The 26924-nt window shown below is 39.4% G+C and carries 24 protein-coding genes and 1 tRNA gene; 17 read left to right on the top strand and 8 right to left on the bottom strand.

Annotated elements, in window-relative coordinates; translation table 11 throughout:
* Window positions 1-142: 142 nt before the first annotated feature.
* Together AWW67_RS00960 and AWW67_RS00955 are read left to right on the top strand one after the other, a co-directional pair.
* Window positions 143-2227, top strand: a complete 2085-nt coding sequence (locus AWW67_RS00960; RefSeq protein ID WP_062299570.1) for a helix-turn-helix domain-containing protein — start codon at window positions 143-145, stop codon at window positions 2225-2227.
* 3 nt (window positions 2228-2230) lie between these two features.
* On the top strand, window positions 2231-2488 hold the full coding sequence (locus AWW67_RS00955; RefSeq protein ID WP_053223682.1) for a hypothetical protein: 258 nt from the start codon (window positions 2231-2233) through the stop codon (window positions 2486-2488).
* A 94-nt stretch (window positions 2489-2582) separates the two neighbouring features.
* Here the strand turns inward: AWW67_RS00955 and AWW67_RS00950 are convergent, their stop codons facing one another.
* Complete coding sequence (locus AWW67_RS00950) at window positions 2583-2798, bottom strand: (4Fe-4S)-binding protein (protein WP_062299568.1); 216 nt, start codon at window positions 2796-2798, stop codon at window positions 2583-2585.
* A 472-nt stretch (window positions 2799-3270) separates the two neighbouring features.
* On the opposite strand from AWW67_RS00950, the gene AWW67_RS00940 reads away from it, so the two are divergent.
* On the top strand, window positions 3271-3891 hold the full coding sequence (locus AWW67_RS00940; protein WP_062299565.1) for a hypothetical protein: 621 nt from the start codon (window positions 3271-3273) through the stop codon (window positions 3889-3891).
* A 342-nt stretch (window positions 3892-4233) separates the two neighbouring features.
* Here the strand turns inward: AWW67_RS00940 and map are convergent, their stop codons facing one another.
* The 4 genes from map to AWW67_RS00920 all read right to left on the bottom strand — a co-directional run bounded on the left by map (window position 4234) and on the right by AWW67_RS00920 (window position 6429).
* Window positions 4234-4998, bottom strand: coding sequence for a type I methionyl aminopeptidase (map, locus tag AWW67_RS00935; protein ID WP_062299563.1), 765 nt, complete (start codon window positions 4996-4998; stop codon window positions 4234-4236).
* A gap of 110 nt (window positions 4999-5108) precedes the next feature.
* Window positions 5109-5192: transfer RNA gene (locus AWW67_RS00930), tRNA-Leu, on the bottom strand.
* Between the two features lie 173 nt (window positions 5193-5365).
* The gene (locus AWW67_RS00925; RefSeq protein ID WP_062299562.1) at window positions 5366-5662 is read right to left on the bottom strand and encodes a putative quinol monooxygenase; all 297 of its coding nucleotides are present in this window, start codon (window positions 5660-5662) and stop codon (window positions 5366-5368) included.
* Window positions 5662-6429 carry an SAM hydrolase/SAM-dependent halogenase family protein gene (locus AWW67_RS00920; RefSeq protein WP_062299560.1) on the bottom strand — a complete coding sequence of 256 codons (768 nt, stop codon included), beginning with the start codon at window positions 6427-6429 and terminating at the stop codon, window positions 5662-5664. The genes AWW67_RS00925 and AWW67_RS00920 overlap by 1 nt, the downstream gene beginning before the upstream one ends.
* A 94-nt stretch (window positions 6430-6523) precedes the next feature.
* On the opposite strand from AWW67_RS00920, the gene AWW67_RS00915 reads away from it, so the two are divergent.
* From AWW67_RS00915 to AWW67_RS00900, 4 genes are all read left to right on the top strand, one after another.
* Entirely contained in the window at window positions 6524-7495 is a 972-nt protein-coding gene (locus AWW67_RS00915; protein ID WP_053223687.1) for a PhoH family protein, read from the top strand.
* The gene (locus AWW67_RS00910) at window positions 7467-7901 is read left to right on the top strand and encodes a GNAT family N-acetyltransferase (protein WP_062299559.1); all 435 of its coding nucleotides are present in this window, start codon (window positions 7467-7469) and stop codon (window positions 7899-7901) included. Before AWW67_RS00915 ends, AWW67_RS00910 begins: the two co-directional genes overlap by 29 nt.
* A 137-nt stretch (window positions 7902-8038) precedes the next feature.
* A complete protein-coding gene (locus AWW67_RS00905) occupies window positions 8039-11221 on the top strand; it encodes a TonB-dependent receptor (protein ID WP_062299557.1) in 3183 nt (1060 codons plus the stop codon).
* Between the two features lie 79 nt (window positions 11222-11300).
* Window positions 11301-12641, top strand: coding sequence for an alkaline phosphatase family protein (locus AWW67_RS00900; protein WP_062299556.1), 1341 nt, complete (start codon window positions 11301-11303; stop codon window positions 12639-12641).
* 93 nt (window positions 12642-12734) lie between these two features.
* Here the strand turns inward: AWW67_RS00900 and AWW67_RS00895 are convergent, their stop codons facing one another.
* On the bottom strand, window positions 12735-13334 hold the full coding sequence (locus tag AWW67_RS00895; RefSeq protein ID WP_062299554.1) for a Crp/Fnr family transcriptional regulator: 600 nt from the start codon (window positions 13332-13334) through the stop codon (window positions 12735-12737).
* A 149-nt stretch (window positions 13335-13483) separates the two neighbouring features.
* Between AWW67_RS00895 and AWW67_RS00890 the strand changes: the two genes are divergently transcribed.
* From AWW67_RS00890 to AWW67_RS00845, 10 genes are read left to right on the top strand one after another with little or no spacing between them, the layout of a single operon-like run.
* Window positions 13484-15565, top strand: a complete 2082-nt coding sequence (locus tag AWW67_RS00890; protein ID WP_062299553.1) for a ComEC/Rec2 family competence protein — start codon at window positions 13484-13486, stop codon at window positions 15563-15565.
* A complete protein-coding gene (locus AWW67_RS00885; RefSeq protein ID WP_062299551.1) occupies window positions 15553-16335 on the top strand; it encodes an enoyl-CoA hydratase/isomerase family protein in 783 nt (260 codons plus the stop codon). Before AWW67_RS00890 ends, AWW67_RS00885 begins: the two co-directional genes overlap by 13 nt.
* Before the next feature lie 49 nt (window positions 16336-16384).
* Complete coding sequence (locus AWW67_RS00880) at window positions 16385-18319, top strand: RecQ family ATP-dependent DNA helicase (RefSeq protein ID WP_062299549.1); 1935 nt, start codon at window positions 16385-16387, stop codon at window positions 18317-18319.
* A 6-nt stretch (window positions 18320-18325) separates the two neighbouring features.
* The gene (locus AWW67_RS00875) at window positions 18326-18922 is read left to right on the top strand and encodes a hypothetical protein (protein ID WP_062299548.1); all 597 of its coding nucleotides are present in this window, start codon (window positions 18326-18328) and stop codon (window positions 18920-18922) included.
* A gap of 10 nt (window positions 18923-18932) precedes the next feature.
* On the top strand, window positions 18933-19301 hold the full coding sequence (locus tag AWW67_RS00870) for a peptidase associated/transthyretin-like domain-containing protein (RefSeq protein WP_260311197.1): 369 nt from the start codon (window positions 18933-18935) through the stop codon (window positions 19299-19301).
* Window positions 19291-19845 (top strand): NUDIX hydrolase, encoded by a 555-nt coding sequence (locus AWW67_RS00865; RefSeq protein ID WP_053223696.1) that lies wholly within the window; start codon window positions 19291-19293, stop codon window positions 19843-19845. The genes AWW67_RS00870 and AWW67_RS00865 overlap by 11 nt, the downstream gene beginning before the upstream one ends.
* A gap of 56 nt (window positions 19846-19901) precedes the next feature.
* The gene (locus tag AWW67_RS00860) at window positions 19902-22742 is read left to right on the top strand and encodes a FlgD immunoglobulin-like domain containing protein (RefSeq protein WP_062299547.1); all 2841 of its coding nucleotides are present in this window, start codon (window positions 19902-19904) and stop codon (window positions 22740-22742) included.
* 52 nt (window positions 22743-22794) lie between these two features.
* On the top strand, window positions 22795-23511 hold the full coding sequence (locus tag AWW67_RS00855) for a tetratricopeptide repeat protein (RefSeq protein WP_062299545.1): 717 nt from the start codon (window positions 22795-22797) through the stop codon (window positions 23509-23511).
* Entirely contained in the window at window positions 23511-24467 is a 957-nt protein-coding gene (locus tag AWW67_RS00850) for an L-threonylcarbamoyladenylate synthase (protein ID WP_062299544.1), read from the top strand. The genes AWW67_RS00855 and AWW67_RS00850 overlap by 1 nt, the downstream gene beginning before the upstream one ends.
* A gap of 15 nt (window positions 24468-24482) precedes the next feature.
* Window positions 24483-25667 (top strand): phosphoglycerate kinase, encoded by a 1185-nt coding sequence (locus AWW67_RS00845; RefSeq protein WP_053223700.1) that lies wholly within the window; start codon window positions 24483-24485, stop codon window positions 25665-25667.
* An 87-nt stretch (window positions 25668-25754) separates the two neighbouring features.
* On the opposite strand, the gene AWW67_RS00840 is transcribed toward AWW67_RS00845, so the two are convergent.
* Window positions 25755-26243, bottom strand: coding sequence for a hypothetical protein (locus AWW67_RS00840; protein WP_053223701.1), 489 nt, complete (start codon window positions 26241-26243; stop codon window positions 25755-25757).
* Between the two features lie 62 nt (window positions 26244-26305).
* Window positions 26306-26923: an ABC transporter ATP-binding protein gene (locus tag AWW67_RS00835; protein ID WP_062299542.1), complete on the bottom strand. Its 618-nt coding sequence runs from the start codon at window positions 26921-26923 to the stop codon at window positions 26306-26308.
* Window position 26924: the final 1 nt, after the last annotated feature.

The raw sequence follows: 26924 nt of genomic DNA, 5'->3' as shown, positions 1-26924 counted from the left end.
GTTTGCGGACATCATAGTTTTTATGATGCATGAGTATAAATTATGATGCATTTGGTGGTTTTTCCTCCTAAATTGAAGGGTTAAAGTTGTTTTTCGCTTCAAAGAATATTGACTTCCTTTGTGAGCGTTTTTATTTCTATTTATGACCGATTTCAATCAGCATGAGAAAGACTTTTTAAGCCAACTCATTAGAGTGGTGGAAGAGAATATATCTGATGAAAATTTTGGAGTTTCGGAACTCGCAGAGGCCATCAACATGAGTCGTTCAAACCTTCTGCGTAGACTAAAAAAATCCACGGGTCTTTCCGTCAGTATATTTATTCGGCAAGTACGGTTGAAACGCGCCATGGAATTGTTGGTGAATTCTTCTCAAAATGTAACCGAAGTTTCTTATGCTGTTGGCTTCAGCAGCACCTCTTATTTTATAAAGTGCTTTCGCGAAGAATATGGTTTTCCTCCAGGAGAAGCCAGTAAAAGATGGCAACTCGAAGAGCCTACCAGCCCAGTTGAGGGTAAGCCTGTTCATGAAAAAAGTAAAATTGCATGGGGATTAGCTGTGTTAACCGCGATTATTCTTGTGATTGCTTATTTCGTCTTTAAACCTTCAAGCGAATCGGCTCCATTGCAATTGGAAAAATCAATAGCCGTGTTGCCCTTCAAAAACGATAGTAGCGATTCGACTAACATCTATTTGATCAATGGCCTGTTGGAGTCTACTTTAAATAACCTTCAGAAAATTAATGACTTACGGGTGATTAGTAGGACGTCTTCTGAAAAATATAGAAACACCAACAAGTCAATTCCAGAAATAGCGAAGGAATTGAATGTGAATTATTTTGTGGAGGGTAGCGGGCAGAAAATTGGGAATCAAATTTTGCTCAATATCCAGTTGGTAGATGCAGCAACAGATAAGCAGCTTTGGGCAAAACAGTATACCCGTGAGGTAACCAGTATTTTTGAATTGCAGCAAGAAATAGCAATAAGCATTGCCTCTGAAATTCAGGCGGTGATTACCCCTGAAGAGCAAAATCGAATTGAGAAGATTCCAACAGATAACTTGGAAGCTTATGATTACTTTTTGAAAGGCCAGAATCAGTATGTTATAGGTAATACCGAAAGTTTAAATGAAGCGATAAAATACTTTAATAAAGCGATTGAGCTAGATGAGCAATTTGCCTTGGCTCATGCGGGCTTGGCCATGAGCTACTATTACTTGGATATTTTCAGAGAAGACAAACGATATACAGTTCAAATCAATAGTCATTCCGATAAGGCGCTGTTATATGACCCAAAACTGGCTGAAAGCTTAATGGCTAAGGCCATGTATTATATGCATACTCAAGAATACAACTTGGTTGTACCATATTTAGAAAGGGCCTTAGAATACAATCCAAACTCCGCTTTTGTTATCAATACCCTTTCTGATTTTTATGCCAACGTAAGGCCCAATACCGAAAAATATTTGGAGTATGCTCTAAAAGGAATTCAACTGAATGAAGCAGCCAATGATTCGGTAATGAACAGCTACATTTATTTACACTTAAGTAATTCATTAATACAAACCGGTTTTGTAGATGAAGCCCTAATGTATGCAGATAAATCGCTAGAGTATTTTCCGGGTAACGCCTATACCAACTACGCAAAAGCATATATGCTCTATGCTAAGAATCATGATTTAGATGAAACATCGAGTTTGCTTGTAAGGGAGTGGAAAAAGGATACTACTCGGTTGGATATTCTGCAAGAGGTTGCGAAGGTCTATTACTATAAGCGAGATTATGATAGCGCGTACTTTTATTATCAAAAGTTTATAAACCAACGAGAGGCAGCCCATCTTAATATTTACGTGCATCAAAATGCCACCATTGGGGTTGTTTTTGAAAAGATGGGTTACAAGGAAGAGGCCAAAGCCTTTTTTGATGAATATCTAGAGTTTGTTCAGCAGGATGAGTCAATTTATAAGAACATAATGCTTTCGGTTTATTATGCTTATCACAATGATTTTGAAAAATCGATCAAGTATTTAGAACTGTTTTCAGAAGAGGATAATTATCAATATTGGTTAGTGCTGTTTAGTGATGACCCGATGACAGAGAAAATCAGAGATTTGCCGGAGCACAAACGGTTAATGAAAAAGATTGAATCAAAGTTTTGGAAAAATCACGAGCGAATACGAGCTTCTTTAGAAGATAAGGGCTTGCTTAAGCCACTAACTCAATTGAAATAACATATGTTCGATAGCAGAGAATACCCCAAGTCTTTAGAAGAAACTACCTTCGAGCGCTGGCTAGAAGAAGGCCGCGAAAGCAAAATGCGTTATGAATACATGCTTGTAGTTTGGGACGATCTAGAAAGCGATTATCATCCCGAATATGTGGAAAACAGAACCTTGATTAACAAACATCCTTTTTGGGGAAACGCCACAGGACACAGCACCACCGTGGCTGTTTACGATTTATACTCTGAAGCCCGAATTACAGTACAGTAATCAACCTTAAATCTGGCGAAACCCTCCAATTACCTCACAGGTGGCAAATCACTTTATACAAAGCCCACATAGGGAAACTTTTGGAAGGTTCTTCCTACATATAGTAACTCAAAGCACCAGAAGGACATTTAGCGATTTGGTCTTTTAGCGCTTGGGTCGAAGCATTTTTAGCTTTAATCCACGGTTTTTCTTTGGGGTTATATACTTCTGGTAATGCTTTAACGCATTCGCCAGCATGTATACACTTCTGCGATTTCCAAACCACGGTGAGCTCACCGTTTGAATATTCCTTTACGATTTCTTTTTCCATAGATCAAGGTAAAATATTTTCTGGAAAGAATGAGCTATGAAAATTGAATAGTTAATTTTTACAGACCGAATCCAGGATGTTTTATAATAGGAGTATTTTATATAAGTTTAAGGAATGATACGAAAGCTAACTGGTATACTGATTATTTTAATTCTTACTCTGGAAGTAATCACATATATAAACTTATCTAAACAGGGAGGCGATGTAGGGGGCGATTTCGACCATTGGACAGGAATCTTAGGTCGGGTATTTGCATTTTCTCTTTTTGGCTTTGGACCCTTTTTGATAATAATATTTTTAAACTTCTTTTTCGGATCAGGAAAGTCTTGGTATAAACTCCGTTTAGTTAGTTTGATGCTTGGAATCATTTTTTTAACAATGGGCATAATCGGCACATTGATTGCCAAATAGCCCTGTCAGCATAATGCGATTAAAACTTAATAAGGGTGATGTAAACTTTGACTGAGTGGGTATGGGTTTTTGGGTAAAAAATAGGTTTTGGATTGCTGGGTTACTTTTTATAATTCCTTCTGTTGGGGCATTAGCCATGCTTTATTTTAAGTGTATTAGTGATGCTGATTTGTTGTATCCTTTTTCATTAGCAATTATTGGCTTGGCATTTACTTCCGCTCAGTTTTATTTCCAAATCAATGAAAATAGGTTTCAGAGATTAGAAGAGAAGAGGTCATCAGCATTAAAGCTACTCATGAACGTAACTACAAAAATGGAGAACTTACTCTATTCTAGCATACATTATTATTCAGATTTCGATTTGCTTTCAAGAGAGTATAAAGATTTGCATGTAGAGCTTTGTGGCTTATTAGATGTTTTTATTCAAGCGGTTCTTGAAAAGGGGGATTTACTTAATGATTTAAAAAAATCTTCCGATGATATCCTGAACGTTATTTTTAATTCAAATTTTAAGCATAACGAGGTGGTGGATCAGAGAATACAAACGGATGAACCGTTACCTGATGGCTTTATGACTAAATTACGAAAGGTACAGAGTAAAGAATGGATTGATAATGTTACCCCTTTATTAACTGAGTTCATTAACATAAAGAAGAAGGTAGTTGAGAATTTAAATAAGTAGGGGTATCGTTATAATTGAGCCCGAGCACTATATTTGTCATTCCTTTAGGAAGAAAAAAAGAAGAAAAAGAAATAGTTATCAGCTATGGAAACATATTCAAAGAAACGCGCTAAGCTAACGAATAACTCATCTGTTAAGAATGCAGAGGATAAATTCGATATGGAAAAATATGTATCCTCTGTAAAGAAAGTGAAGCCTCTTACAATTAAAGGTTATACGAAAGCCTTCTAATTAAAAGTGTGATTTAAATAATTTTAAGGAGCTAAAGGCTCCTTTTTTGTTTTAGTTGGTTCTAGAAAGAACCTTCAAAGGGTTTAGGTTATACAACAGAGCAAAACTGATTTAATCCCAAATACCATTGCACTCAGTAAGAATTACAGGCTGATCGTCTGTAATTAAAATAGTGTGTTCGTGTTGGGTAATGTAACCTCCTTTGTTGCCTACTAATGTCCACCCATCTCTAAGCTCTACGGCTAAGTTTGATTTCGTTGAAATAAACGTTTCAATGGCCACGGTGGTGTTTTTCTTAAACCTTTGATGATTACTTTTTACCCTGTAATTCAAAATATCATCAGGCGATTCATGCAAGCTTCTGCCTACTCCATGACCAGCTAAATTTTTAATTACTCTAAATCCAGATTTTTTTGCTTCGGTTTCAATGATCAGACCGATGTCCGCTATTTTCACTCCTCCTTTAATGCTGTGAATCGCTTTGTGTAAAATGCTTTTAGAAGCATCTACCAAGGGCTGATGATTGTGAATATCCTTTCCCAAAACAAAAGACCCGCCATTGTCGGCCCAAAATCCATTGAGCTCGGCAGAAACATCAATGTTTATAAGGTCGCCTTCTTTGAGTATTTTCGATTTGGAAGGAATTCCGTGGGCACCTTCTTCATTTACGCTGATGCATGAATAGCCAGGAAAACCGTAAGTTTCAAAAGGCGCAGATTTGGCACCATAGCTTTTTAAAATCTGTCCTCCGTAATCGTCTAATTCTTTGGTAGACATACCCACTTGGGCATGTTCTCGCATTAGCTTTAAGGTAGTACCCACTACTTCGCTAATCTTTTTCATTCCAATTAATTCAGACTCTTTTGAGATCGACATATTTTAACCTTTTAGCTTAGAAGATAAACTGCAATTTACGGAGAAATTAGAAGTCGACTAATTGATTTGAAAGCAATAAAAAAAAACCTCCCGAAATTCGAGAGGTTTTGTACCCAGGGCCGGGGTCGAACCGGCACGATCGTGAAATCATTGGTGTTTGAGACCAACGCGTCTACCAATTCCGCCACCTGGGCAATTATCTTTATTTCCAAGCGTCTATCCTCCGAAGCTTCGGAGCCGCCACCTGAAATTAAAGCCTCTGTAATGATTTTCCGATATTTTGGAGAATCCACCGAGGAGGTGTTGTATTGGGGTTGCAAAAATGAGTAAAGATTTTTTATGAAACAATAGCTTCTGCCAGTAAATTTTAGTCTACTTGAATAAAGCCTTTGAGCGAAAAAGCAACGGGTTTATCGGCAAATTTGGCCTTGGTAGCTTTCCATACTTCGCCAAATAATTCCGAATGGCGATAGCGGTTCAGTGCTTCTTCATTCTCCCAATGACTATAAGTAGCAAAAACACAGTCTTCATTATAATCTCGCATCAACTCAAGGTATTGGCAGCCCTCAAAATGACGAATACGGTCTTTGGTTTCGTTGAATAATTCGATAAAGGCGTCTACTTCTTCGGCCTTAAAAGTCATTCTTACAATTCTTGTTAACATTATTCTTCAAATTGAATGAGAATAGGGCTGTCGTAGCTCAAACCTAAAAGGGTAGAAGCATTGCCCTGATTAATTCCAATTTCCAAAACGTTCAAACTATTGAATACAAAAAAGACTTCACCAGGGTCTACATCGTAATATTGTGAGTGAATACTAGAAGCGGATTCTCTTCCGAAAACCAGTTTGTAATTTCTGTTTTTACTTAGAATATCGAAATCCACTTTACTGATATTGGTGATAAGGTTGCCATAATGATCCACTCGAATAACATGGCCAGAAATTTCTTTTCTAGTAGCTCGAGGTTTTCGTAACATCAATTGCGTGTATTCTGTAACTGCCTCACCCAAGGCTGATATTTCTTCATTCGCGGCCAAGCGCAAAATAAAATCGGCCAACATACCACGTTGAGGGAAAGTAGAATTATCGTCAATAGATAACTTTACAATGGTTTCTGGAGTTTTATCACTGATCAAACTTAATATTCCGTTATCAGGGGCAACAAAAAAATGATCTTCAATTTTAGCCGCTAAATAAGAATCTTGATTAGCTTGTGCTACGTTAGTGCTAAGCAAGTGTACGGTACCTTTGGGGAAATCTCTGAAAACAGAACTAACTACAAAAGCCATATGGGCAATATCGAAAGGTTCGATATCGTGACTAATGTCAATAAGTTTTAGGGTACTGTCCTTAGAAATCAAAGAGGCCTTTAACGCGGCCACGTAATGGTCGGTGTGTCCAAAATCAGAAGTTAAAGTGATAATGGCCATAAAAGACTATTCGGTTAAAATTTCTAAGTTTGTGAATAGCAAAAGTATCGAAAATTTTGAGGCTAAATCAATCAAATAAAACATAGTTAAGCGTTTGGTAGAAAAATTAATTATACTCGAAAACATAGCCATGGTCGACTTTTTAGGCGTGGCAAATGAGAACATCAAAGAAGTGGCCTCTGCTTTTCCAAAAAGCAAGATTGTATCGAGAGGCAACGAGATTCTCATTCAAGGAAATGCCTCGGAGATTATCCAAATCAACGATATTCTGAACTCCTTGGTGCAGCATTATCATAAGTTTGGAAAGGTTACGCATGATAATGTGAAATCGTACATCAAAAGCGAGGCAGAATATATTAGTAGCCAAGGTGATGATGGGGTATTGGTGTATGGTAACCGAGGAAATACCATTAAACCAAAAACAGCCAATCAAAAAGCATTGGTAAAGGCAGTTGAAGAAAATGATTTGGTTTTTGCTGTAGGCCCTGCCGGAACAGGTAAAACCTATATTTCCGTAGCTATGGCAGTACAAGCCTTAAAAAATAAAGAGGTTAAGAAAATCATCATTACGCGCCCGGCTGTAGAGGCAGGCGAAAACTTAGGTTTTCTTCCAGGAGATCTTAAGGAAAAGATTGATCCATATTTAAGGCCGATTTACGATGCACTGGATGAGATGATTCCTTCAGAAAAGCTGAAATTTTACCAAGAGAATAGGGTGATAGAAATAGCGCCTTTGGCGTATATGCGAGGCAGAACGCTGAATCATGCATTTATTCTTTTAGATGAAGCTCAGAACACCACAGCCATGCAAATGAAAATGTTTCTGACGCGTATGGGGCCAAACTCGAAGGTGATTGTTACTGGAGATATCTCTCAGATTGATTTGCCGCGAAACCAAAAATCAGGTTTGGGTGAGTCACTTAAAATTTTGAGTGGCGTTAAAGGAATTGCAAGAGTAGATTTAGATGCCAAGGATGTGGTGCGCCATAAATTGGTCAAAGAAATAATTTCGGCTTACGATAAACATCAAGAACAAAATGATAAGAGTAAAAAAAGTGGAGAATAAGGAAGAGCTTGACTTAGCTTTTGCCATCCGTGAAAAAGTGTTTATTGAAGAACAGCTTTGCGATCGCGAGGAGGAATTCGATGAATTTGATGCGGAGTCCACGCACTTTATTGCTTATTATCAAGGTGAACCAGCAGGTACATCCCGTTACCGAACCACTAAAAAAGGTGTGAAACTAGAGCGTTTTGCGGTGTATGAAGAATACCGAGGCAAAGGAGTAGGAAAACGTTTGGTTCAAATGGTTTTGGCCGATGTTGAAAATAATGTTGCCAAGCCTGGTACTCTAATTTACCTCCATGCACAGCTCACCGCAATGCCATTATACAGTAAATATGGATTCACTAAAGTGGGTGAAAAATTTATTGAGGCTGGTATAGAACACTTCGAAATGCGGAAAACTCTTTAGTTTTTTGTTTCCCCAATATTAAGAAAATGTAATACTACCCTGTGGATTGATTAGGGTATTGTTAACCTTTTTGCAGATGTTAAAATCTAACATTTGCCCCAGAATGGTAGCCATAGTTTTGCGCAAAAAACAACACTATGAGACTTAAATTCTACCTAATCAAAACCAATAGTAGGCAACTGGGGATAGCCTTACTATTGTTGACCTTCACGGTTTTTCAATCCCTAGCGCAAGCAACTGATGCTACAATTCAGGGCGTTATCACAGCTACAGATGGTAGTACTTTACCAAGTGCCACCATTCTTGTAAAGAATACAGCCACTGGTTTTCAAACAGGAACAATAACCAATGCTAATGGTGAATATCGTTTTATTCAGGTGCCATTAGGTGGGCCTTACGAGATCACCGCTTCTTTTGTGGGCTATGGCTCAAAAAAGAAGGAAGGTTTTATGGTAAACCAAGGCGACCAGCTAAAAATCAACTTCGAATTATCTGAGACGGTTACAGAAATGGAAACCATTGTGGTAACTGGCGATCAAATCCGTTCTTCTATCGACAGACAAGGGGAGGCTACTATTGTAAGTACTCAGCAAATTCAAAACCTACCTTCTGAAGGAAGAAACTTTACTCGTTTGGTGAGTTTATCTCCATTGCAAGGCGGAGGAAGCTTGAATTTGGGAGGACAGAGAAGAACTTCAACTGGAGTTACTATTGATGGTTTGAACGCTAGAAATACTTTAACCGCTGGTGAAATCGGACAAGGTCCATATACCATTTCGCAGGAAGCGATTAGAACTTTTGAAATTTCAACAAATGATTATGATGTAACGCAAGGCCGACAAGGCGGTGGTGCTATTAAGGCAGTTACAAAATCGGGTACCAATGATTTGCAAGGAAGTGCTTTTGTTTACCATAGAAACGATAAGCTTCAAAACGATCTTGATATTAGAGAAAATCCAAGAACTGCCGACTTCAATAATACACAATATGGTGTGAGTTTAGGTGGGCCAATCATTAAGGATAAAGTTCACTTTTTCGCAGTGTTCGAAAGGCAAGAAGCAACCGATCCATTGTTTATTGCTGATATTCAAACTGCTGACGATGAGAACAGATCTGGTTTGACTAAAGCCAATTTGGACCGTTACCTACAAATAGCGAGAGCCAAATACGGTTTGAGCAATGACCAGCAGGTTGGTCAATTTGAGCGTTCTTCTGAAGCAAGTACCTTCTTTGCCCGCGTTGACTGGCAGTTAAATAACATTCACCGATTGACCATCAGAAATAATTACAACAAATACACAAACCCGTTCGGTACTAGCGATAACTCTAGTTTTGAATTGGCTGAAAGTTACTCTGATTTTAACTCTCAAGAGAACACTTTGGGTGTATCATTGCGATCGGCTTTCAACCCTAACTTTACGAATGAGTTTAAATTGCAGTATCAGCATGCTGAAAGAGCTTACAACCCAAGCTCACAATTGCCTTCTTCAAACATTCCAAGGGCAATTGTAAACGTTCAGTCTACACTTCCGAATGGATCTTCGGCCAGCAGAACTGTTCAATTGGGAGGTCAGCGTTATTCTCCTGAAACTAACTTGGAGAACATGATTCAGTTTACCAATACGGCTTATTTGTCAAGAGGAAATGTGAATTTCACTTTCGGAACAGACAACATGATTACCTATTTGGAAACCTTACTTTCGAATGAGCAAAATGGTCGTTTCTTCTTCGACTCGCTAGATGATTTTGAGAATTTAACACCAAGCCGTTATGCTAGAGAGGTGCCATTGCAAGGTTTGCCAATTGTAAAACAAACCGTTTTGGATTTGTCTCTTTTTGCGCAAGCAGAATTTAGTTTGCACAAAGATTTAGAAGTGATTGCTGGTGTAAGATGGGATGGAACAATCTTTACTGAAGCTGCCGAATTCAACCAAACAGTATTTAATGAATTGGGAATTAGAACAGACAATCGTCCACAAGATTTAGACAATATCCAGCCAAGACTTCAAGGAATTTGGAACATTGGAGGTAAAGATTCAGACATCATCAAATTAGGTGGTGGTATCTTCAACTCTCAGCCGCATTACTATGCCCAGGTAAATAATATTCAAAACTCAGGAACCTTGCTTGGTGCAATTGATGTAACGGGTGCCGATGTTCCAACACCTGATTTCAATGCCTACAGAAACGACCCAAGCACTGTGCCGGGCGTACCAGCTGGTCAAGTGCCTTTCAGTACGATTAACGCTGTAGGCGATAATTTTGAAGTGCCAACTACGGCTAAATTCAACATTGATTACACCCACTACTTTGGTGATAAATATTCAGTTTCTGTAAACTATTTGGCAAGTAAAACCACCAACAACTACGTTTATCAGGAAGCTAACTTGGTGAAAGATCCATTCTTTGTAACCAATGAAGGTAGAGAAGTATTTGTGCCTGCAAACACCATTACAGCAAGCGGCATTACCGACTGGACGAACAGTAGAATTTCGAACCAAGTAGGTAGAGCTTTAGTGTTAGAATCTGACGGAGAAGTTAAGCAGCATGCGATTATTATTTCTGGTTCTGCTCAGGTAGGAAAAGACGGATACTTTAATATTTCATACACAAGAAATAGCTCTAAGGACAATTCTTCATATAACTGCTGTGTGGCCAACACTTCTACTTTCTTACCAGTAACTGGCGATCCAAGAGATTTGAACTACGGTTATTCTGACAACAACTTCCGTTCGAAATTTGTAGTAAACACTGCGTCACCTTCTTTCCACGGTTTTGTACTAGGGGCTACAATTACAGGCTCTGGCGGAAGTCCTTTCAACTTTGTGGTGGATAACAACAACAGAAGTGCAAATGGTGACTTCAACCTGTCAAACGATCAGGCTTACATCTTTGATCCGAACGATGCAAATACATCACAAGCCATTAAAGATGGTTATATGGATATTTTAAACAATCCAGATGTACCGCAGAATTTCAAAGATTACTTACAAGATAACTTCGGTCGTTTTGCTGAAAGAAATGCAGGTGTTAATGGGTTTTATGCCAACATTGATCTTCGTTTGTTGAAGAAAATTAAGTTAGCGAACGGTCATGGTTTAGAGCTCTCTGCCGACCTATTCAACTTTGCAAACTTCTTAGATAGTTCAAAAGGTAACAGCCACGTATATAGCAGAAATTTAGAGTTGATGCGAATCACAGGCTTTGATCAATTAGCCAAGTCTTATAACTATTCAGTGCAAACTGGCGCTGGTAACGAGCCAATCAACGGAACACCATGGAGAGTTCAAGTAGGTTTACGTTATACTTTCGGCCAATAATGGTTTTTCAAAATAGATAGATTAGAGTGCTAGGAGTAGGGGTGAAAGCCTCTGCTCCTTACTTTTAAATAGATATAACATGAGAAAATATACAGTATTAGTATTAGTGATGCTTTTAGGTTTATGTTTAAAAGCTCAGCAATCAGAACATGTAGTTTTGGTCTCAATTGATGGGTTTCGCCCCGATTTCTACATGGAGGCCAAATGGCCTGCGCCAAACTTAAAATGGATGGCCGAAAACGGAACAAAAGCAGAAGGCGTTCGTGGTGTTTATCCTTCGGTAACCTATCCGTCTCATACAACTTTAATTACAGGGGCAAAACCAGCCCGTCATGGCATTTATTACAACTCGCCATTTGAAGAAAAGGGTCAAACGGGTGCTTGGTATTGGTATGAAAACGAAATCAAAGTACCAACTCTTTGGGACGCAGTTCGAGCGAAAGGAATGAAATCAGCAGCTTTTATCTGGCCTGTTTCAGTAGATGCGCCTATCGACTATAATATTCCGGAATACTGGTATTTAAAAGAAGGAACGGACCGTATTGAACCTATGCGCGATAAAGATATTCCTAATGGCTTTTTCGAAGAACTTGAAAGAGAGGTTTTAGGGAAAATGAGCAACACCACGTTTAACGGTGAGTTTTTTAATAGAGAAGATAGAACAGGTGAAATGGCTGCTTATGTGTTAGAAAAGCACAAGCCAAATTTCATCGCATTACACTTAATTGGTACCGATCATTTTCAGCACCAAGGCGGAAGAGACGGTGAAATGGTGCCTTTTGCTGTAGCCGCAGCCGACAGGGCGATTGGCAAAATCAAGGAAGCCGCAGAAAGAGCTGGAATTCTTGATAAAACAACTTTTATCATTTCTGGAGATCATGGTTTTGTGGATGTGCATTCACTTTTGAGCCCTAATGTTTGGTTGGCAAATGCAGGCTTAATGTCTACTGCCAAAGATCGCGGAAATTGGAAAGCCGCTTTTCACACTTCTGGCGCAGCTGCTTTTTTAATGTTGAAAGATCCTAAGGATACTAAAACCTTAAATCAGGTAAAGCAGATTTTAAATGACCTACCTGAGAAAACTAAAAAGCTTTTTAGAGTAGTGTCGAAAGAAGAATTGGCTCAAGTAGGTGCCGATCCAAATGCGTTTTTGGCCATAGCGCCAATACCAGGCGTAGCGATGTCTGGTTCAGCTTCTGGCGATGATTTGAAAAGAGGTTCAGGCGGAACGCACGGATATTTTCCAGACTTCAAACAAATTGAAACTGGTTTTGTAGCTTGGGGAGCTGGTGTTACCAAAGGTAAGCTTGTACACAAAATGGGTTTGGAAGATGTTGCGCCTGTAATCGCAGCTTTATTAGGGCTAGATTTCGCAGCACCTGACGGAGTTCTGTTTCCAGGTATTCTCGAAAAGAAATAAGTATTACTTCTGGTTTGTTTGTTTTGCTAATTGGAAATGCTGCAGTAAGAAGGGGGGCGCTACGATCCCCTTTTTTACAATACAAATAATGTGTTATGCAGTTTTCTTTAACCTAATAGGTTTTAACTTTTTAATAATCTGACTTACGGTTTGGCGTGTCATGCCTGTCAAATCACCTATTTCCTGTTTAGTGAGCAATGAAAAAAGGTGATGTTTTTTATTCTCTGAGTCTAAAACCTCTCTGTCAAAATCATTGTAAATTACTTGCAGTCGTTCAATACTATTGGCCGAACGAATACTGAATAGGCGTGCTTCAGCAATACTCCATCGCCTTACTGCATTTTTGTTGAACCACTCGGAAACAGCTGGGTCCTCAACAATAATTTGTTTAAAAAAATCGAGAGGATAAACACGTAAATGACAAGGGATTATTGTTTTTGCGAATTCAAAAAACTGTCCGTTTAAGTATTTCAAATTCCCAAAGGTGTCGGGCGCGCTCAGAATATCATAGGTAATATCTTGCCCTTGGCTTCCGTAGCTGCCCAATTTTACGGCTCCAGATACAATCTCATAAATAGAGTTCGTGTGTTGGCCAGGTTGGTAAATTTGTTGATCCTTAGCTACATAGACTTCCTTTATCAATCTTTCTAATGGATAAGCATTAGACGAACGCAGAAGCTCGATCAAGTTCATAGTTTAGGCTGTTGAGTTAGGTCAAATTTAGAGATTGAGAAAGAACAGAAGTGAATTATAGTGTTATGCTTTCTTTACTTTGGATGAATGGTTTCAGTATTTTCCAGTAATTACTTCATTATAATAAACCAAATATTTATTTTGATTGTGTGAATTTTAATTCGTTTCCATTTATTCGATTCACTGCTGCCTTTATCCTTGGGGTGGTTGTTTACCATTATGGTCATGAATGGATTGATATTAAGGTTTGGTTACCTATTACGCTTTTCATTGTCTATGTTTTTCTGGCGCTCCGCAACTCCATACGCTTTCAGTATGTGCTCTCTATTTTGGTTTTGGTCATCCTTTTTTGTTCGGGTTTTCTTCGGCTGAAAGAACACAGAGTCGATAATTCTTCCTACCATTTGCTACACATCAACCAAGATATTGAAGCTTACCGCGCGGTGATATATGAGGAACCAGCCATAAAGGCCAACTCGATCAATGTTCGGCTTGAGGTCACTGATGCGCTTGCCGAGAAATGGCAAGCAGCTTCGGGTTATGTAAATGCCTATGTCAGTAAAGAAGCTGGCAACAACCTTCAGTATGGCGATATACTTTTGGTGAAAGGTTCGCCAAACCTTACCGAAGAGCCTGCCAATCCGGGCGAATTCAACTTCAAAAACTATCTAGTGTATAATAATATCTTCCATCAACAATTTATTGGAGAGAATTTTCAATTACTTGGGCGTGATGTTCCTTGGTGGAAATGGCCTATTGCGACATCAATTAAAATCAGAAATCAATGTGCCGAATTACTCAAAGCCAGAATTTCAGACCCTGATGCCAGAGGTGTTTTGTTGGCCATTACTTTGGGGGTGAAAGATGAACTGGATACAGAGCTTCAAACCTCATTTTCGGCAGCAGGCGCTATGCATGTTTTGGCCGTTTCGGGTTTGCATGTGGGTATTATCTACGGAATTATCCTCCTGATTTTTAAGCGACTTAAACTGAATACTTGGAAAAGGCGCTGGTGGATGGCCATTATTAGCATTGTGCTTTTGTGGTGCTACGCATTCATTACTGGCCTTTCACCGTCTGTGCTTCGGGCTGTCACAATGTTCTCATTTGTGGCCATTGCCAAAGCGAAAAACACCAATAGCAGCATTTATAATACCTTAGCTGCGTCTGCTTTTGTGCTGCTTTGTTGGAACCCCTATTTGATCATGAGCGTAGGTTTCCAGTTGTCGTATTTGGCCGTTTTTGGTATCGTATACCTTCAACCTAAGTTTTACAATTTATTCGATATTCATAATTATTGGCTAGATAAAATATGGGCAATTAGTTGTGTTTCCTTAGCAGCTCAAATTGCGACCGCTCCTTTGAGTATTCTATATTTTCATCAATTTCCGAGCTACTTTTTGTTCTCCAATTTGTTCGTAATTCCTGCCGCTTTTGCCATGCTTATTATGGGTTTGGCGGTACTGGTCTTGGGTGGAATTCCATATTTGGGTGAAGCCGTAAATTGGCTCACAGAATCCTTCGTTCGAATCGTAAATTGGCTGGTGCATTGGGTAAGGTGGCTTCCGGGTAGTACTTTAGATGGCATTCATTTAACCACCGGTGAAACATGGCTGGTTTATGCTGTCATTCTAATGCTTATCATTTTATTGGCAGAAAGGCAATTCAAATACTTGATGTGGGCAATGTTTTTTTGCTTCGCTTTTGTGTTTAGTCAGGTCAGTCATTGGAGCGACTATAGAAATGCAGAGTTCAGTGTGTTAAACGTTTCCGGAGAATCGGTTTTGGATTTTAGGGTTGGGAATAAAAGTAAGCTGGTGGCCGATACTTCATTCTCACAAAATTTAGATCGAATTCAGTTCCATTTAGAACCCCAAAGACAATTAGCGGGTAGCAGCCTTCTTCCGTCCGAAGATCAATTAGAATTAGCGATTGAAGATTTGAATGGACACCAGTGGATTGTTTTTCAAGGCCAGCGAATTTTTAAACTTAATCAAAAAATCAAGGTTGAATTTGAAAGGCCGGTGGAGGTGGATTACCTCATTCTTTCAAATGAAAGTGTTTACGATCTAGCTGAATTAGAAGGGAATTTCGAGTTTAAAGAATTAATCATCGACAAATCAAATCGGAAGTTCTTGGCCGATAAGCTCACAAATCAGGCAGAAACGCTAAATTTGAAAGTACACTCCATCTATCGCGATGGCTATTATTCAAGAATATGGAAGAAATGACTTTAGTGAAATACCAAGTGGCCAACCGCGTTGCCACGATTACCCTTAACCGTCCCGAAAAAAGAAATGCCTTAAATGCCGAAATGGTAACACAACTTAAGCAGGCATTTGCTCAAGCAGAAGAGGATGAAAACGCCAAGGTCATTGTATTGGATGCCGCTGGTGATTCCTTTTGCGCAGGTGCCGACTTGGCCTATTTACAGCAACTTCAGAATAACACTTTCGAAGAAAATTTGGCCGATTCAAATCATTTGAAAGAGCTTTTCTTACAAATCTATCAGCACCCAAAAGTGGTGATTGCCAAAATTCAAGGGCATGCCATTGCTGGCGGTTGTGGTTTGGCTACGGTTTGCGATTTTTCATTCACTGTACCCGAAGCCAAATTTGGTTATACCGAAGTGCGTATTGGTTTTATTCCAGCCATTGTGAAGGTTTTCTTGCTTCGAAAAATAGGAGAAGGAAAGGCGAAATCGCTATTGCTTACCGGTGAGTTAATTCCAGCCGAACTGGCCGAATCCATGGGTTTGGTGAATACAGTAGTGGAGGCCATTGACTTGGATATGGAAGTGGCCAATTTTGCTCAAATGTTGGTTCAGAAAAACTCTGGTCAGTCTATGGCTTTCACCAAGCAAATGATTGCAGCCGTGCAAAGTATGGATGTGGAAGAAGGCTTAAACTACGCTGCCGAAATGAACGCGAAAGCCCGAGCCTCGGAAGACTGCCAAAAGGGAATTGCCGCTTTTCTGAATAAGGAAAAGATTTTATGGTAGAATGAAACTAAACAGGTCTCGTTCAAATTAATCTTTATCTTCACTCTTAATGAACCAAGGGCTAAACATTCTTAAAAAATACTGGGGCTATAATGCCTTTAGGCCTTTGCAGGAAGATATTATCAATGCTTCGCTGGAAGGCAACGATGTGCTTGCTTTACTGCCAACCGGTGGTGGTAAGTCCATTTGTTTTCAGATTCCTGCATTGGTAAATGATGGACTTTGTGTCGTTATTTCTCCCCTCATCGCCCTGATGAAAGATCAAGTGTATCAATTGAAAAGGAGAGGTGTTTCGGCCGAATCCCTTCATGCGGGAATGTCCAAGCGCGAGATTGATTTTGCTCTAGACAATTGTGTCAATGCCGATATCAAGTTTCTTTATGTTTCGCCTGAAAGGTTGAAAACCGAGCTTTTTCAGGAGCGGATCAAGATTGTTCGCGATACTCGTGGTGTCAATTTAATTGCGGTAGACGAAGCACATTGTATTTCGCAATGGGGCTATGATTTCCGCCCGGCTTACTTAGAAATTGCTGCCATACGTGAGCTTTTGCCCGAAACGCCAATTATGGCCTTGACGGCAACCGCAACTGAAAAGGTAAAAGCTGATATTCAGGAAAAACTAGAATTCAGGAACAAGAAAGTATTCACCAAGAGTTTTGCCAGGGCCAATCTTTCTTATTCAGTTCGGTTTGAAGAACATAAGGAAAGAAAACTTTTAGAAGTACTGAATCGAGTGCGTGGATCTGCGGTGGTGTATGTGAGTACCCGAAGACACGCCAAGGAACTGGCTCTAATGCTGCAAAGAAGCCACATCAGTGCTGATTTTTACCATGCTGGCTTAACGCATGAAGAACGAAGCTTGAAACAAGAAAACTGGATTCACAATCGTACAAAAGTCATTGTTTCTACCAATGCCTTTGGAATGGGAATCGACAAACCAGATGTTCGGGTAGTGGTTCACATGGATTTGCCTGGAAATCTAGAAGCTTATTATCAAGAAGCAGGAAGGGCTGGTCGTGATGAGAAGAAAGCTTATGCGGTAATTATATGCCACCAGAAGGACATAGAGGAATTACGAAAGAAAACAAAGAATTCACTGCCCGATGTGAAATTGATCCGAGAGGTTTATCAAATGTTGGGCAACTATTATCAGTTGGCCAATGGCAGTCATCCACAAGATAGCTTCGATTTCGATTTCCAAACCTTTTCCAAAAATTTCGATCGACACCCGATGGAGATTTTCAATGGTATTAAAGTGTTAGAGTCTCAAGGAGCGATTTTATTGAGTGAGTCTTTTTATCAGCCTTCACGATTAATGTTTGGGTTGAACCAAAAACTCATGTATGAATTTCAGATTGCAAACGCCCAGTTTGACCCGTTAATCAAAGCCATTCTTCGGCTTTACGGTGGAGAAGTTTATAACAACCTGATCATTATTCAAGAGAATAATCTAGCGGCCAATTTAGGACTTACAGTAGATGCTTGCCGAAAAATGCTGAAACACCTTCATGAGCGTGAGGTGCTGGAATATATTCCTCAAAAAGATCAGCCGCAGTTGTCCTTTTTAATGCCGAAATATCCAGCTGATAAGTTGCCAATCGATAACCATCAAATTGAAAGTAGGCGTAAGCTGATTACTGCTAAAATGGAATCAGTAATTGCTTATTTACACAATGAAGAGCGCTGCCGAACACAGCAATTACTAGAATATTTTGGTGAGGTGAATTATGATCCTTGCTTGGTTTGCGACAACTGTGTTCATAATAAAAGAAAGGCTGAAGAGCTAAAATTGAGAGCAAAATATGAAACACAAATATTCTCTTTACTAGGCCAATCTACCGACTTGGATGTGAATGGTTTGGTGAATGCTATAGCGCCTGAAAACAAAAATTTATTGACAACGCTTGTAGCTGAACTGGTCGATCATGGAGTTTTGAAGTTTGACGAATTTGGGAAGCTAGAAAAGGGCAGGAAGGGTACTTAAATATTGATGATGAGTTTTTTTGACGACATATATAATAAGATTTTTAAAGGGAAGGCAGAAGGTCCGGCTGAGTTAATCCATGAAACATTGGAAAGAACCAGTCGAGAATCTGAAAGTTTTCTAGCTTGGGCGGATAGCCATAAAAGGACTGAATTACTGACTGAAATCTATAATGCTTACCATCTGAAAAAGAAAGGTATAGTAGCAAAACTCAATCTTCACTTGCTAGAAACCAAGTATTCTAACGGTTTTGCGGTTACTTATGACCATGAAATATCAAGTGATGACTTCAGAAACTTATTCGATTATTTGAAAGAGAAAACACTTGAGTTCGATTACAGACTGGCACAAAACGACCGTAGAATCATTGATAGGGAATCTTTTGAAGAGGTGATTGAAAAATGGTATTTAAAACCTCAGGCTTTGGAACAGGAAGAAAAAAAAACCAACCAACTTTACGGTAATATTCTCATCGAATACGTTATGATCGATCGAAAGCCCAGTTATATAAAATTGATGGCCAATATCTATCAAGATCGTTTATATTCCGAAGCTTTACCTTTCGAGGAGTTTATTGAAAAATTGTTTGACCGAAACCTCTAATTTAAAAAGAATGAAATCTGTATTGATTACCCTAACATTGATTTTTGGAAGCTTATTTACACCTTCTGGGCAGCCAACTCAAATTTTTAACACCAAACTTAAAATTACAGTCTTAGATGAGCTTGGTAATATAGTAGAGGGAGCTAAAGTGACAATCTATAAAACTCAAGCAGATTATAATGCTGAGAAAAATGCAGTGCAGCCCGCGCAATTGACCAATAACAAGGGGCAAGTTACTTTCAAAAAACTAGACGCCATTCCTTACTATGTTTTGGTTAGAAAAGGCGATATGGACAATGCTGGTGGTGGAGAAATTGTAAGCAAGCTTGAGAAAAATAAGTTGAACAAAGCCAATATTGTGATTTCTGATGGAGTTTAATTTAAGAGAAAAACTCCTTACAGAAATTAAGGAATACCAATCTGAATATAAAGAAGAGCAGGCTTTCAAACCTAGGTTTGAAAGCCTGCTTAGTAATTATGAAAATTGCTTTGAAAGGTCTTTGCTGATGGGGCATATAACAGCATCTGCTTGGATTCTGAACCATCAGCGAGATTCTATATTGTTGCTACATCACGCCAAATTAAACAAATGGTTGCAGCCGGGCGGTCATGCCGATGGCGATGAAAACGTGAGGGCAGTGGCCTTAAAAGAAGCTGAGGAGGAAACTGGTATTTCAGGTTTCGTTTTCGCTTCAAACCAAATATTTGATTTGGACATTCATACCATTCCTGAAAGGAAGGAAGTGCCTGAACATGAGCATTATGATGTTCGGTTTTTGCTTGTAGCGCCAGAAAGGGCAGTTCCACAATTAAATCACGAATCAAACGACTTAAAGTGGATTCATTTCAGTAACCTGAAGGAAAAAATAAGTCACGAGCCTTCTTTAATGCGTATGTATGCCAAAACAAAGCAATTTATTTAGTTGAAAACCATACTTCTATGCAATAAAATTGCTTGAGTGCCCTATATTTATCTTTGATGAAGTTTAGCAAAAAATCCACTTTAATTCTGAGTCTTGTTGTACTCTGGTCTCTTGTGGCCTTGGTGTTCGTGTTTGTTCCGAAGTCGAACGATAAAGAGATAACCGTAGAGCCTCCAACAGCTAGAGCAGAATTCTTTTCAAGAGAAAACGTACAGCAAAGAAGTGAATATATTCATCAGATGCTGGCTAACCCAGAAACAAATGAAATTCCAGTCAATATGCGTGAAATGGAAAATGAATTTGTTCAGGATTTTAAACTGAAAGCCAATCTCAACCGATTGAAAATGAGGGCTGCAGGAGCGAATTCTCAAAACGCTCCTAGCTTGCTTACATGGAATTCTCTAGGACCCAATAATATAGGCGGAAGAACAAGAGCGGTGGCTATAGATGTTACTAATGAAAATATAATTTTAGCTGCTGGAGTTTCCGGAGGCGTTTGGCGATCTACCAATGGCGGCCAAAGCTGGACAAAAACTACTAAGTCTGATCAGTTGCACAGCGTAACCTGCATTGTTCAAGATACCCGGCCAGGAAAGGAGAATGTCTGGTATTATGGTACGGGCGAATTAGTGGGGAATTCAACGCGTTCACCGGGAGCACCATTTCGCGGAGATGGAATTTATAAATCTACCGATGGAGGACTTAATTGGCAGCCTTTGCCTTCCACCCAAGTGAATAATCCAGAAAAATTCAATTCTCCATTCATGTACGTTTGGGACATCACCTTAAACCCAAATAGTGCTAATGATGAAATCATTGCTGCCATTTATGGAGGAATTGTACGCTCAGCCAATGGCGGCCAAACTTGGGCTACGGTGTTGGGAAATTCGCTGTATGAAGTGGGGAATAATGTTGATTTGAATGATGTTCCAGCCATTTTTTATACCGAAGTGTATAGAGCTGCCAATGGAGTTTTTTACGCTTCATTAAGCCGATCTACAAATACAGCCAGTGCTTTTTCTCCGCTTGCGGGAATTTATAAATCTGATGATGGGGTGAATTGGACGAGGATTGTGGTTCACTCAAACTTAGCATATAGACGTACAGAAATAGGAGCTTCATTGAGCAATCCGAACATCGTTTACTTCCTTTCCGATACAGGTCAAGGCCACAAACTGTTAAAATACAACAATGCTACTGGCGCTATTGACGATAGGTCTGCGAATTTACCCGATGGCACCGATGAAGAAATTGAATCATTTGATTCACAAAGTTCCTACGATTTATTTGTGAGGGTTCATCCTGCTGATGAAAATACAGTTTTCGTAGGGGGAACGAATATTTATAGATCGACAGATGGTTTTGCTACCAAAACAAATGTGACGTGGATAGGTGGATATAATCCAGATGAGGAAGGAAATAGCAGTTATCCGAATCATCACCCCGACCAACATGATTTGGTTTTTCTTCCTTCTAACCCAAATGTGATGATTTCAGCCAACGATGGCGGACTTTTCAAAACAACTAACAATTTGGCCAGTCCTGTAGTTTATGAATCGCTCAACAACGGTTATATCACTACCCAATACTACACCATAACCATGAGCCAATCTCCAGCCGATAACTTTGCGTTTGGAGGTTTACAAGACAATGGCAGTATTCTTTCAACCATTGGTGAAAATAATAATGGCGTAAGACTGATTGGGGGAGATGGCGGCTTCACCGCTTCTACCAGATTTGGGATTAACTATTACACTTCTTTTCAAAATGGGCAAGTGTATAGGCTTACCCTAAACCGTAATTACTCGCTTTCTTCTTTTGCTCGTGTAGACCCTTCAGGTGCTGGTGCTGACCCTTCTCAGCCTATTCTTTTTATCAACCCTTATGTGCTCGATCGGAATAATGGAAACAGGATGTTTTTTGCAGGGGGTAATTATTTATGGAGAAACAGAAATCTAAGTCAGATTCCTTCAGGTGAACAAACCAAAACTGATGTTAACTGGGAAAGGCTGGAAATAACAAAGATTGCTTCCGGTTCCATTTCTGCCATCGAAACCTCTTCTGACCAAGAGAATATTCTCTATTATGGAACATCCGTAGGACAGGTATTCAGAATGGATTTTGCAAACTCTAATGGCTATACGGTAAGTGAAAGAACTTCAAATATTTTCCCTTCAGGTGCTTATGTTAATTCTATAGCGGTAAACCCAACCAACGCCAATGAAATCGTGGTGGTGTTTTCAAATTACCAAGTAAAAAGTGTTTTTAGGTCGGTAGATGGAGGCGCAACCTTTGAAGATATTTCTGGAAACCTAGAAGAAGCTCCCTCTGGATTGGGAGGAGGGCCATCGGTACGCTGGGCAGAAATTGTTCCGAAAAACGATGGGGTAACAGAGTATTATTTAGCCACCAGTGTGGGGGTTTTTAGCACCACCGCCTTAAATGGTGAAAGCACTATTTGGTTACAAGAAGGTGAACAGTCCATAGGAAATGTACCTGTAAATATGCTTGATTACCGTAGGTCGGATGGAAGAATTGTGGCCGCAACACACGGAAATGGGGTGTACCAAAGCCAAATTAACGGAGTTGTTCCAGAGCCTGCTATACAGAGCGGCAATGGTTTGGTGGTCGAAAATGCTTTTCCCAATCCATTCACAGACAATATTGCTATAAACTATACATTGCCCGAAACCGATATGGTAAGGGCCAGGGTTTACAACACTGATGGAAAGCTGGTGAAAACAATTGCTTTAGGGCTTGGCTTTCAAGGTGAAAACGAAATTTTTTGGGATGGAACAGACGTTAAGAATAGCCCAGTTCCTCCTGGCATCTATTTGATTCGTATGGAATATCAGGGCGAAATCAAAGTTCAGAAGGTGATATATTCTAGGGAATAATTCATTTTGGAAACAACCTGTGGATCGTATCTTTGCAGCCTAAATCACAATCATGAAATCTATACTTAAGGGAGTAATCTGTTTGTCTTTTTTACTTGCTCTGTCTTCTTGCGGAAAAAGCGAAGAGCAGTTAGTAGAAGAGGGAAGAAATTTAATGGGGCAAGAATCTTATGCCGAAGCCATAAAATTATTCAACAAAGCACTTGAGAAAAACAGTAATAATTACACTGCCCTTAATGCCAAAGGAGTAGCCTTGCTAAGAATTAATGAGTTAGATGAATCAGCAATTACATTTGGCCAAGCCATAAGAGTAGATAGCACAGATTATAGAGCGTATTATAACAGGTCGAACACAAGGCGCTTGCTTTCTGATGACCAAGGAGCAATGCTGGATTTAGACCGAGCGATTTTACTTCAACCCAATGTTGCAGATTTATACATAAACCGAGGAGCAATTCTTTTTAAGTATGGTGAATTCGACCGGGCACTTTTCGATTTTGAATTTGCTTTACGATTTGATGCCAATAATCCGTTAGTTTATTTGAATAAAGGGAAAGCTGAACTTAGAATTAATAATTCTGATGATGCCATCTATGATTTCAAAAAGGCTATTGAGTTGAATCCTCAATATGGCGAAGCTTATTATTGGTTGGGGCTTGCCGAATTAGCATTGGAAAACAGAACCGATGGCTGTAGTTATTTATCAACTGCTGAATCCTTAAATTTTGAAGGAGCATCAGAAGCCATCAGCCAAAACTGTATGCAGTAGTGGCAATCATTGGTGTCGATATTAGTGCAGCCAAATCTATTCTAGAACAAGGAGATTTAGTGGCCATACCTACAGAAACTGTTTACGGTTTGGCAGGGAATGCCTTTAATATTGATGCTGTAGCTAAAATTTTTAAAACCAAGAACAGGCCTACATTCGATCCGCTTATAGTTCATGTAAACAGCCTTGAAAGGTTAAGCGAATTCACTGAAAAATTGCCAGAAAAGGCAGTTCAATTAACGAATGCGTTTTGGCCTGGACCGCTTACAATTCTTTTAAAAAAGAAAGCAATAATTTCGGATTTGGTAACCGCTGGGCTAGACACCGTGGCGGTTAGGATGCCACGCCACGAGCTCACTAGAGAATTATTGAAAGGCTTAGATTTCCCTTTGGCCGCTCCTAGTGCTAACCCTTTTGGCTACATCAGTCCAACTTCTGCCCAGCATGTGCAACAGCAATTAGGAGATAAGATTGACTATATATTAGATGGAGGAGAGTGTGGCGTTGGAGTAGAATCCACCATTGTGAGCTTTGAAGATAAGTTGCCAAAAGTTCTCCGTTTGGGCGGAATATCAATTGAAGAAATTGAACAAGTGATTGGTAAGGTGGAAGTAAATTCGCATTCTTCTTCTCAGCCTCAAGCGCCAGGAATGCTTAAGAGCCATTACGCACCTAAAAAGAAAATACTAGCAATAGACGACCTTGATATTGAAGCCAACGATTTATCTGCTTTCGGATTTTTAGGATTCAGTAAACCAGATCATCGTTTTAAGCTTGAAAATCAGATAGTATTATCTGAAAGTGAAAATTTGAATGAGGCGGCTAAAAACCTATTTGGAAGCCTACGAACATTAGATCAAAACCCAAATATCCATACCATTGTGGTTAGTTTTGTGCCAGAAATGGGGTTAGGCAGAGCCATTAACGATAGATTAAGAAGGGCAACAGCAAAATAGAAAAGAACAGAAAATATGAAGAACATTACCGACTTTGACTTTAAAGGAAAGCGAGCACTAATTAGAGTGGATTTTAACGTTCCACTAAACGATAAATTCGAAATTACTGACGATACCCGAATCAGGGCGGCAATTCCAACTATTCAATATGTTTTGGATAATGGAGGAGCGGTAGTATTAATGTCGCATTTGGGCAGACCGAAAACTGGGCCAGAGGATAAATATTCGTTACAGCATTTAGTTTCTCATTTAAGCGAAGTGTTTGATAGAAAGGTATTGTTTGGAGATGACTGCGTTGGTGAACAAGCAAAATCCTTATCAGCTAACTTAAAGAGCGGTGAGATTCTTTTGCTTGAAAACTTGAGGTTCTATACCGAAGAAACCAAAGGCAATGTAGACTTCGCAAAATCATTAGCTGAACACGGTGATGTATACATTAACGATGCATTCGGAACAGCACACAGAGCGCATGCTTCAACTTCTATTATTGCTCAATTTTTTAATGAAAAGGGCTGTGGGTATGTAATGCAGGCAGAGCTTGAGAATGCACAGAAGGTGCTGGATAAATCAGAAAAGCCATACACCGCTATTATGGGAGGAGCAAAAATTTCTGATAAAATCATGATTATAGAAAGGTTGTTGGAGAAAGTAGACCACCTCATTATTGGTGGTGGAATGTCTTATACCTTTTTCAAGGCCATGGGTGGAAACATTGGTAACTCACTAGTGGAAGAAGATAAATTGCCTCTTGCTTTAGAATTGATTCAAAAGGCAAAATCTCTAGGAGTTGACCTTATGCTCCCTATCGATTCGGTAATTGCCGATGCTTTCAGCAATGATGCCAACACTGATATTGCTATGAACAATGCGATTCCTTCAGGTTGGATGGGCTTAGATATTGGGCCGCAAGCAGCTGAAGTTTTCTCACGTACAGTAAGAGATTCTAAAACCATTTTATGGAACGGCCCAATGGGCGTTTTTGAAATGGAAAATTTTGCCAACGGCACAAAAGCTGTAGCCGAAGCCATCGTTGAAGCAACTAAGAATGGAGCTTTTTCATTGATTGGTGGAGGTGACTCTGCGGCAGCAGTAAACCTTTTGGGCTACGGTGATGATGTGTCTTATGTTTCTACTGGTGGAGGAGCCTTGCTTGAGTATATGGAAGGAAAAGAGCTTCCAGGCGTTGTGGCTTTAGGATAGTTAGTTAACCACATTACCAGTAAAAGTAAAGAGCCGTTTTAGAATTTCTGAAACGGCTCTTTTCATAGTTAAGGTTGTCTGAATTTTTTATTGTTTCACCAAGTTGAAAACATAAGTTCCATTTGTACCATTCATTCCTGCAGCTACTCCTCCGCTGGCTACAAAATCAACAGTTAAGGTAAATGTGCCAGCACTTGCGTTAAAAGCCGATACTACAAAAGTGTTACTAGAGTTTCCATCAATAAAAATTTGATTGATGTTGGTGCCATTGAATGCCCATGATCCTGTAGCTTTAAAAACAGGATCACCGTCTGTAGTCGAATACGTTTTGCTCGAAGCCGTTCCTCTTAAGGTAAGAGTGAAGTCGTCAAAGCCAGTAGCGGCAACACCGTTAAAGGTAATTGAAGTAGCTTCATAAGTAACACCAGTAGTGCCTACTAAATCTAAAAGCCTTTGCTCTTCAGCCGTAAGGGTTGGAGTGTCGTCTCCGCCTCCACCACCCCCACCACCACATGATGATAAGGTAAGTGCGAATAGCGCGATCAATAAGAATGAGAGATGCTTGATTCTGAACATAATTCTTTAGTTATAAAACCAATAATAATTATAAAATAGGGGATTTCAACCCTTTCTCTATTTTATTTAAAGTCGGGAATGTTTATAACCTTATCACAGAAATCATATTCATGTTTCTGGTTTGAGCTTATAATGACTAATTTCTTATCCAGTGCCCTTTTTACGTGGGCCAAATACCAATCAGTACCTTGTTCATCTAAATTAGAAGTGGGTTCATCTAAAAAACAAATAGGGCTTTGAGAGTAAAAGGCCAAGCCGAGCTTTAACCTTTGTTTCATACCTGACGAAAAGTTCTGAAGTTGCTTGTCTCTATCTTTTTCTAAATAGACATGCTGAACAAAGTCGTCAATAGAAACCCCCTCCGATAAGCGCTTAAACTTGAAATGAAATTTTAAAAATTCATCTAAAGTAAATTCTTCAATCAGTTCTAAATAAGGAGTGACTATGTCTAAATGCTTATAGAAGTCTTCCTCTAGTATGTTTTCATCTTCTTTAAAGTAAGAGACAGTTCCTTCAGTTGGAAGAAAAACACCCGTAAGAGTTTGAAGTAAGGTTGATTTTCCACTACCGTTTGGGCCGGTAATGGCATAAGAAAATTGAGAATCGAATTGCATATCCAGTTTTCTGAATATCCATTCCTTCGCATATTTTTTCCCTAGGTTTTCAACCTCAATTCTCATT

It is taken from the genome of Roseivirga seohaensis, assembly GCF_001592945.1.
In the GTDB taxonomy this organism is placed as follows: domain Bacteria; phylum Bacteroidota; class Bacteroidia; order Cytophagales; family Cyclobacteriaceae; genus Roseivirga; species Roseivirga seohaensis.
The sequence above is the reverse complement of the archived record's forward strand: the minus strand, read 5'-3'. Positions and strand labels throughout refer to the sequence as shown.

What these genes read in the sequence shown, in the direction of transcription:
- AWW67_RS00960 (WP_062299570.1), top strand. Translation starts at nt 143, where the DNA reads ATGACCGATTTCAATCAGCATGAGAAAGACTTTTTAAGCCAACTCATT.
- AWW67_RS00955 (WP_053223682.1), top strand. Translation starts at nt 2,231, where the DNA reads ATGTTCGATAGCAGAGAATACCCCAAGTCTTTAGAAGAAACTACCTTC.
- AWW67_RS00950 (WP_062299568.1), bottom strand. Translation starts at nt 2,798, where the DNA reads ATGGAAAAAGAAATCGTAAAGGAATATTCAAACGGTGAGCTCACCGTG.
- AWW67_RS00940 (WP_062299565.1), top strand. Translation starts at nt 3,271, where the DNA reads ATGGGTTTTTGGGTAAAAAATAGGTTTTGGATTGCTGGGTTACTTTTT.
- map (WP_062299563.1), bottom strand. Translation starts at nt 4,998, where the DNA reads ATGTCGATCTCAAAAGAGTCTGAATTAATTGGAATGAAAAAGATTAGC.
- AWW67_RS00925 (WP_062299562.1), bottom strand. Translation starts at nt 5,662, where the DNA reads ATGTTAACAAGAATTGTAAGAATGACTTTTAAGGCCGAAGAAGTAGAC.
- AWW67_RS00920 (WP_062299560.1), bottom strand. Translation starts at nt 6,429, where the DNA reads ATGGCCATTATCACTTTAACTTCTGATTTTGGACACACCGACCATTAC.
- AWW67_RS00910 (WP_062299559.1), top strand. Translation starts at nt 7,467, where the DNA reads ATGATAAGAGTAAAAAAAGTGGAGAATAAGGAAGAGCTTGACTTAGCT.
- AWW67_RS00905 (WP_062299557.1), top strand. Translation starts at nt 8,039, where the DNA reads ATGAGACTTAAATTCTACCTAATCAAAACCAATAGTAGGCAACTGGGG.
- AWW67_RS00900 (WP_062299556.1), top strand. Translation starts at nt 11,301, where the DNA reads ATGAGAAAATATACAGTATTAGTATTAGTGATGCTTTTAGGTTTATGT.
- AWW67_RS00895 (WP_062299554.1), bottom strand. Translation starts at nt 13,334, where the DNA reads ATGAACTTGATCGAGCTTCTGCGTTCGTCTAATGCTTATCCATTAGAA.
- AWW67_RS00885 (WP_062299551.1), top strand. Translation starts at nt 15,553, where the DNA reads ATGGAAGAAATGACTTTAGTGAAATACCAAGTGGCCAACCGCGTTGCC.
- AWW67_RS00880 (WP_062299549.1), top strand. Translation starts at nt 16,385, where the DNA reads ATGAACCAAGGGCTAAACATTCTTAAAAAATACTGGGGCTATAATGCC.
- AWW67_RS00875 (WP_062299548.1), top strand. Translation starts at nt 18,326, where the DNA reads ATGATGAGTTTTTTTGACGACATATATAATAAGATTTTTAAAGGGAAG.
- AWW67_RS00870 (WP_260311197.1), top strand. Translation starts at nt 18,933, where the DNA reads ATGAAATCTGTATTGATTACCCTAACATTGATTTTTGGAAGCTTATTT.
- AWW67_RS00865 (WP_053223696.1), top strand. Translation starts at nt 19,291, where the DNA reads ATGGAGTTTAATTTAAGAGAAAAACTCCTTACAGAAATTAAGGAATAC.
- AWW67_RS00860 (WP_062299547.1), top strand. Translation starts at nt 19,902, where the DNA reads ATGAAGTTTAGCAAAAAATCCACTTTAATTCTGAGTCTTGTTGTACTC.
- AWW67_RS00855 (WP_062299545.1), top strand. Translation starts at nt 22,795, where the DNA reads ATGAAATCTATACTTAAGGGAGTAATCTGTTTGTCTTTTTTACTTGCT.
- AWW67_RS00845 (WP_053223700.1), top strand. Translation starts at nt 24,483, where the DNA reads ATGAAGAACATTACCGACTTTGACTTTAAAGGAAAGCGAGCACTAATT.
- AWW67_RS00840 (WP_053223701.1), bottom strand. Translation starts at nt 26,243, where the DNA reads ATGTTCAGAATCAAGCATCTCTCATTCTTATTGATCGCGCTATTCGCA.
- AWW67_RS00835 (WP_062299542.1), bottom strand. Translation starts at nt 26,923, where the DNA reads ATGAGAATTGAGGTTGAAAACCTAGGGAAAAAATATGCGAAGGAATGG.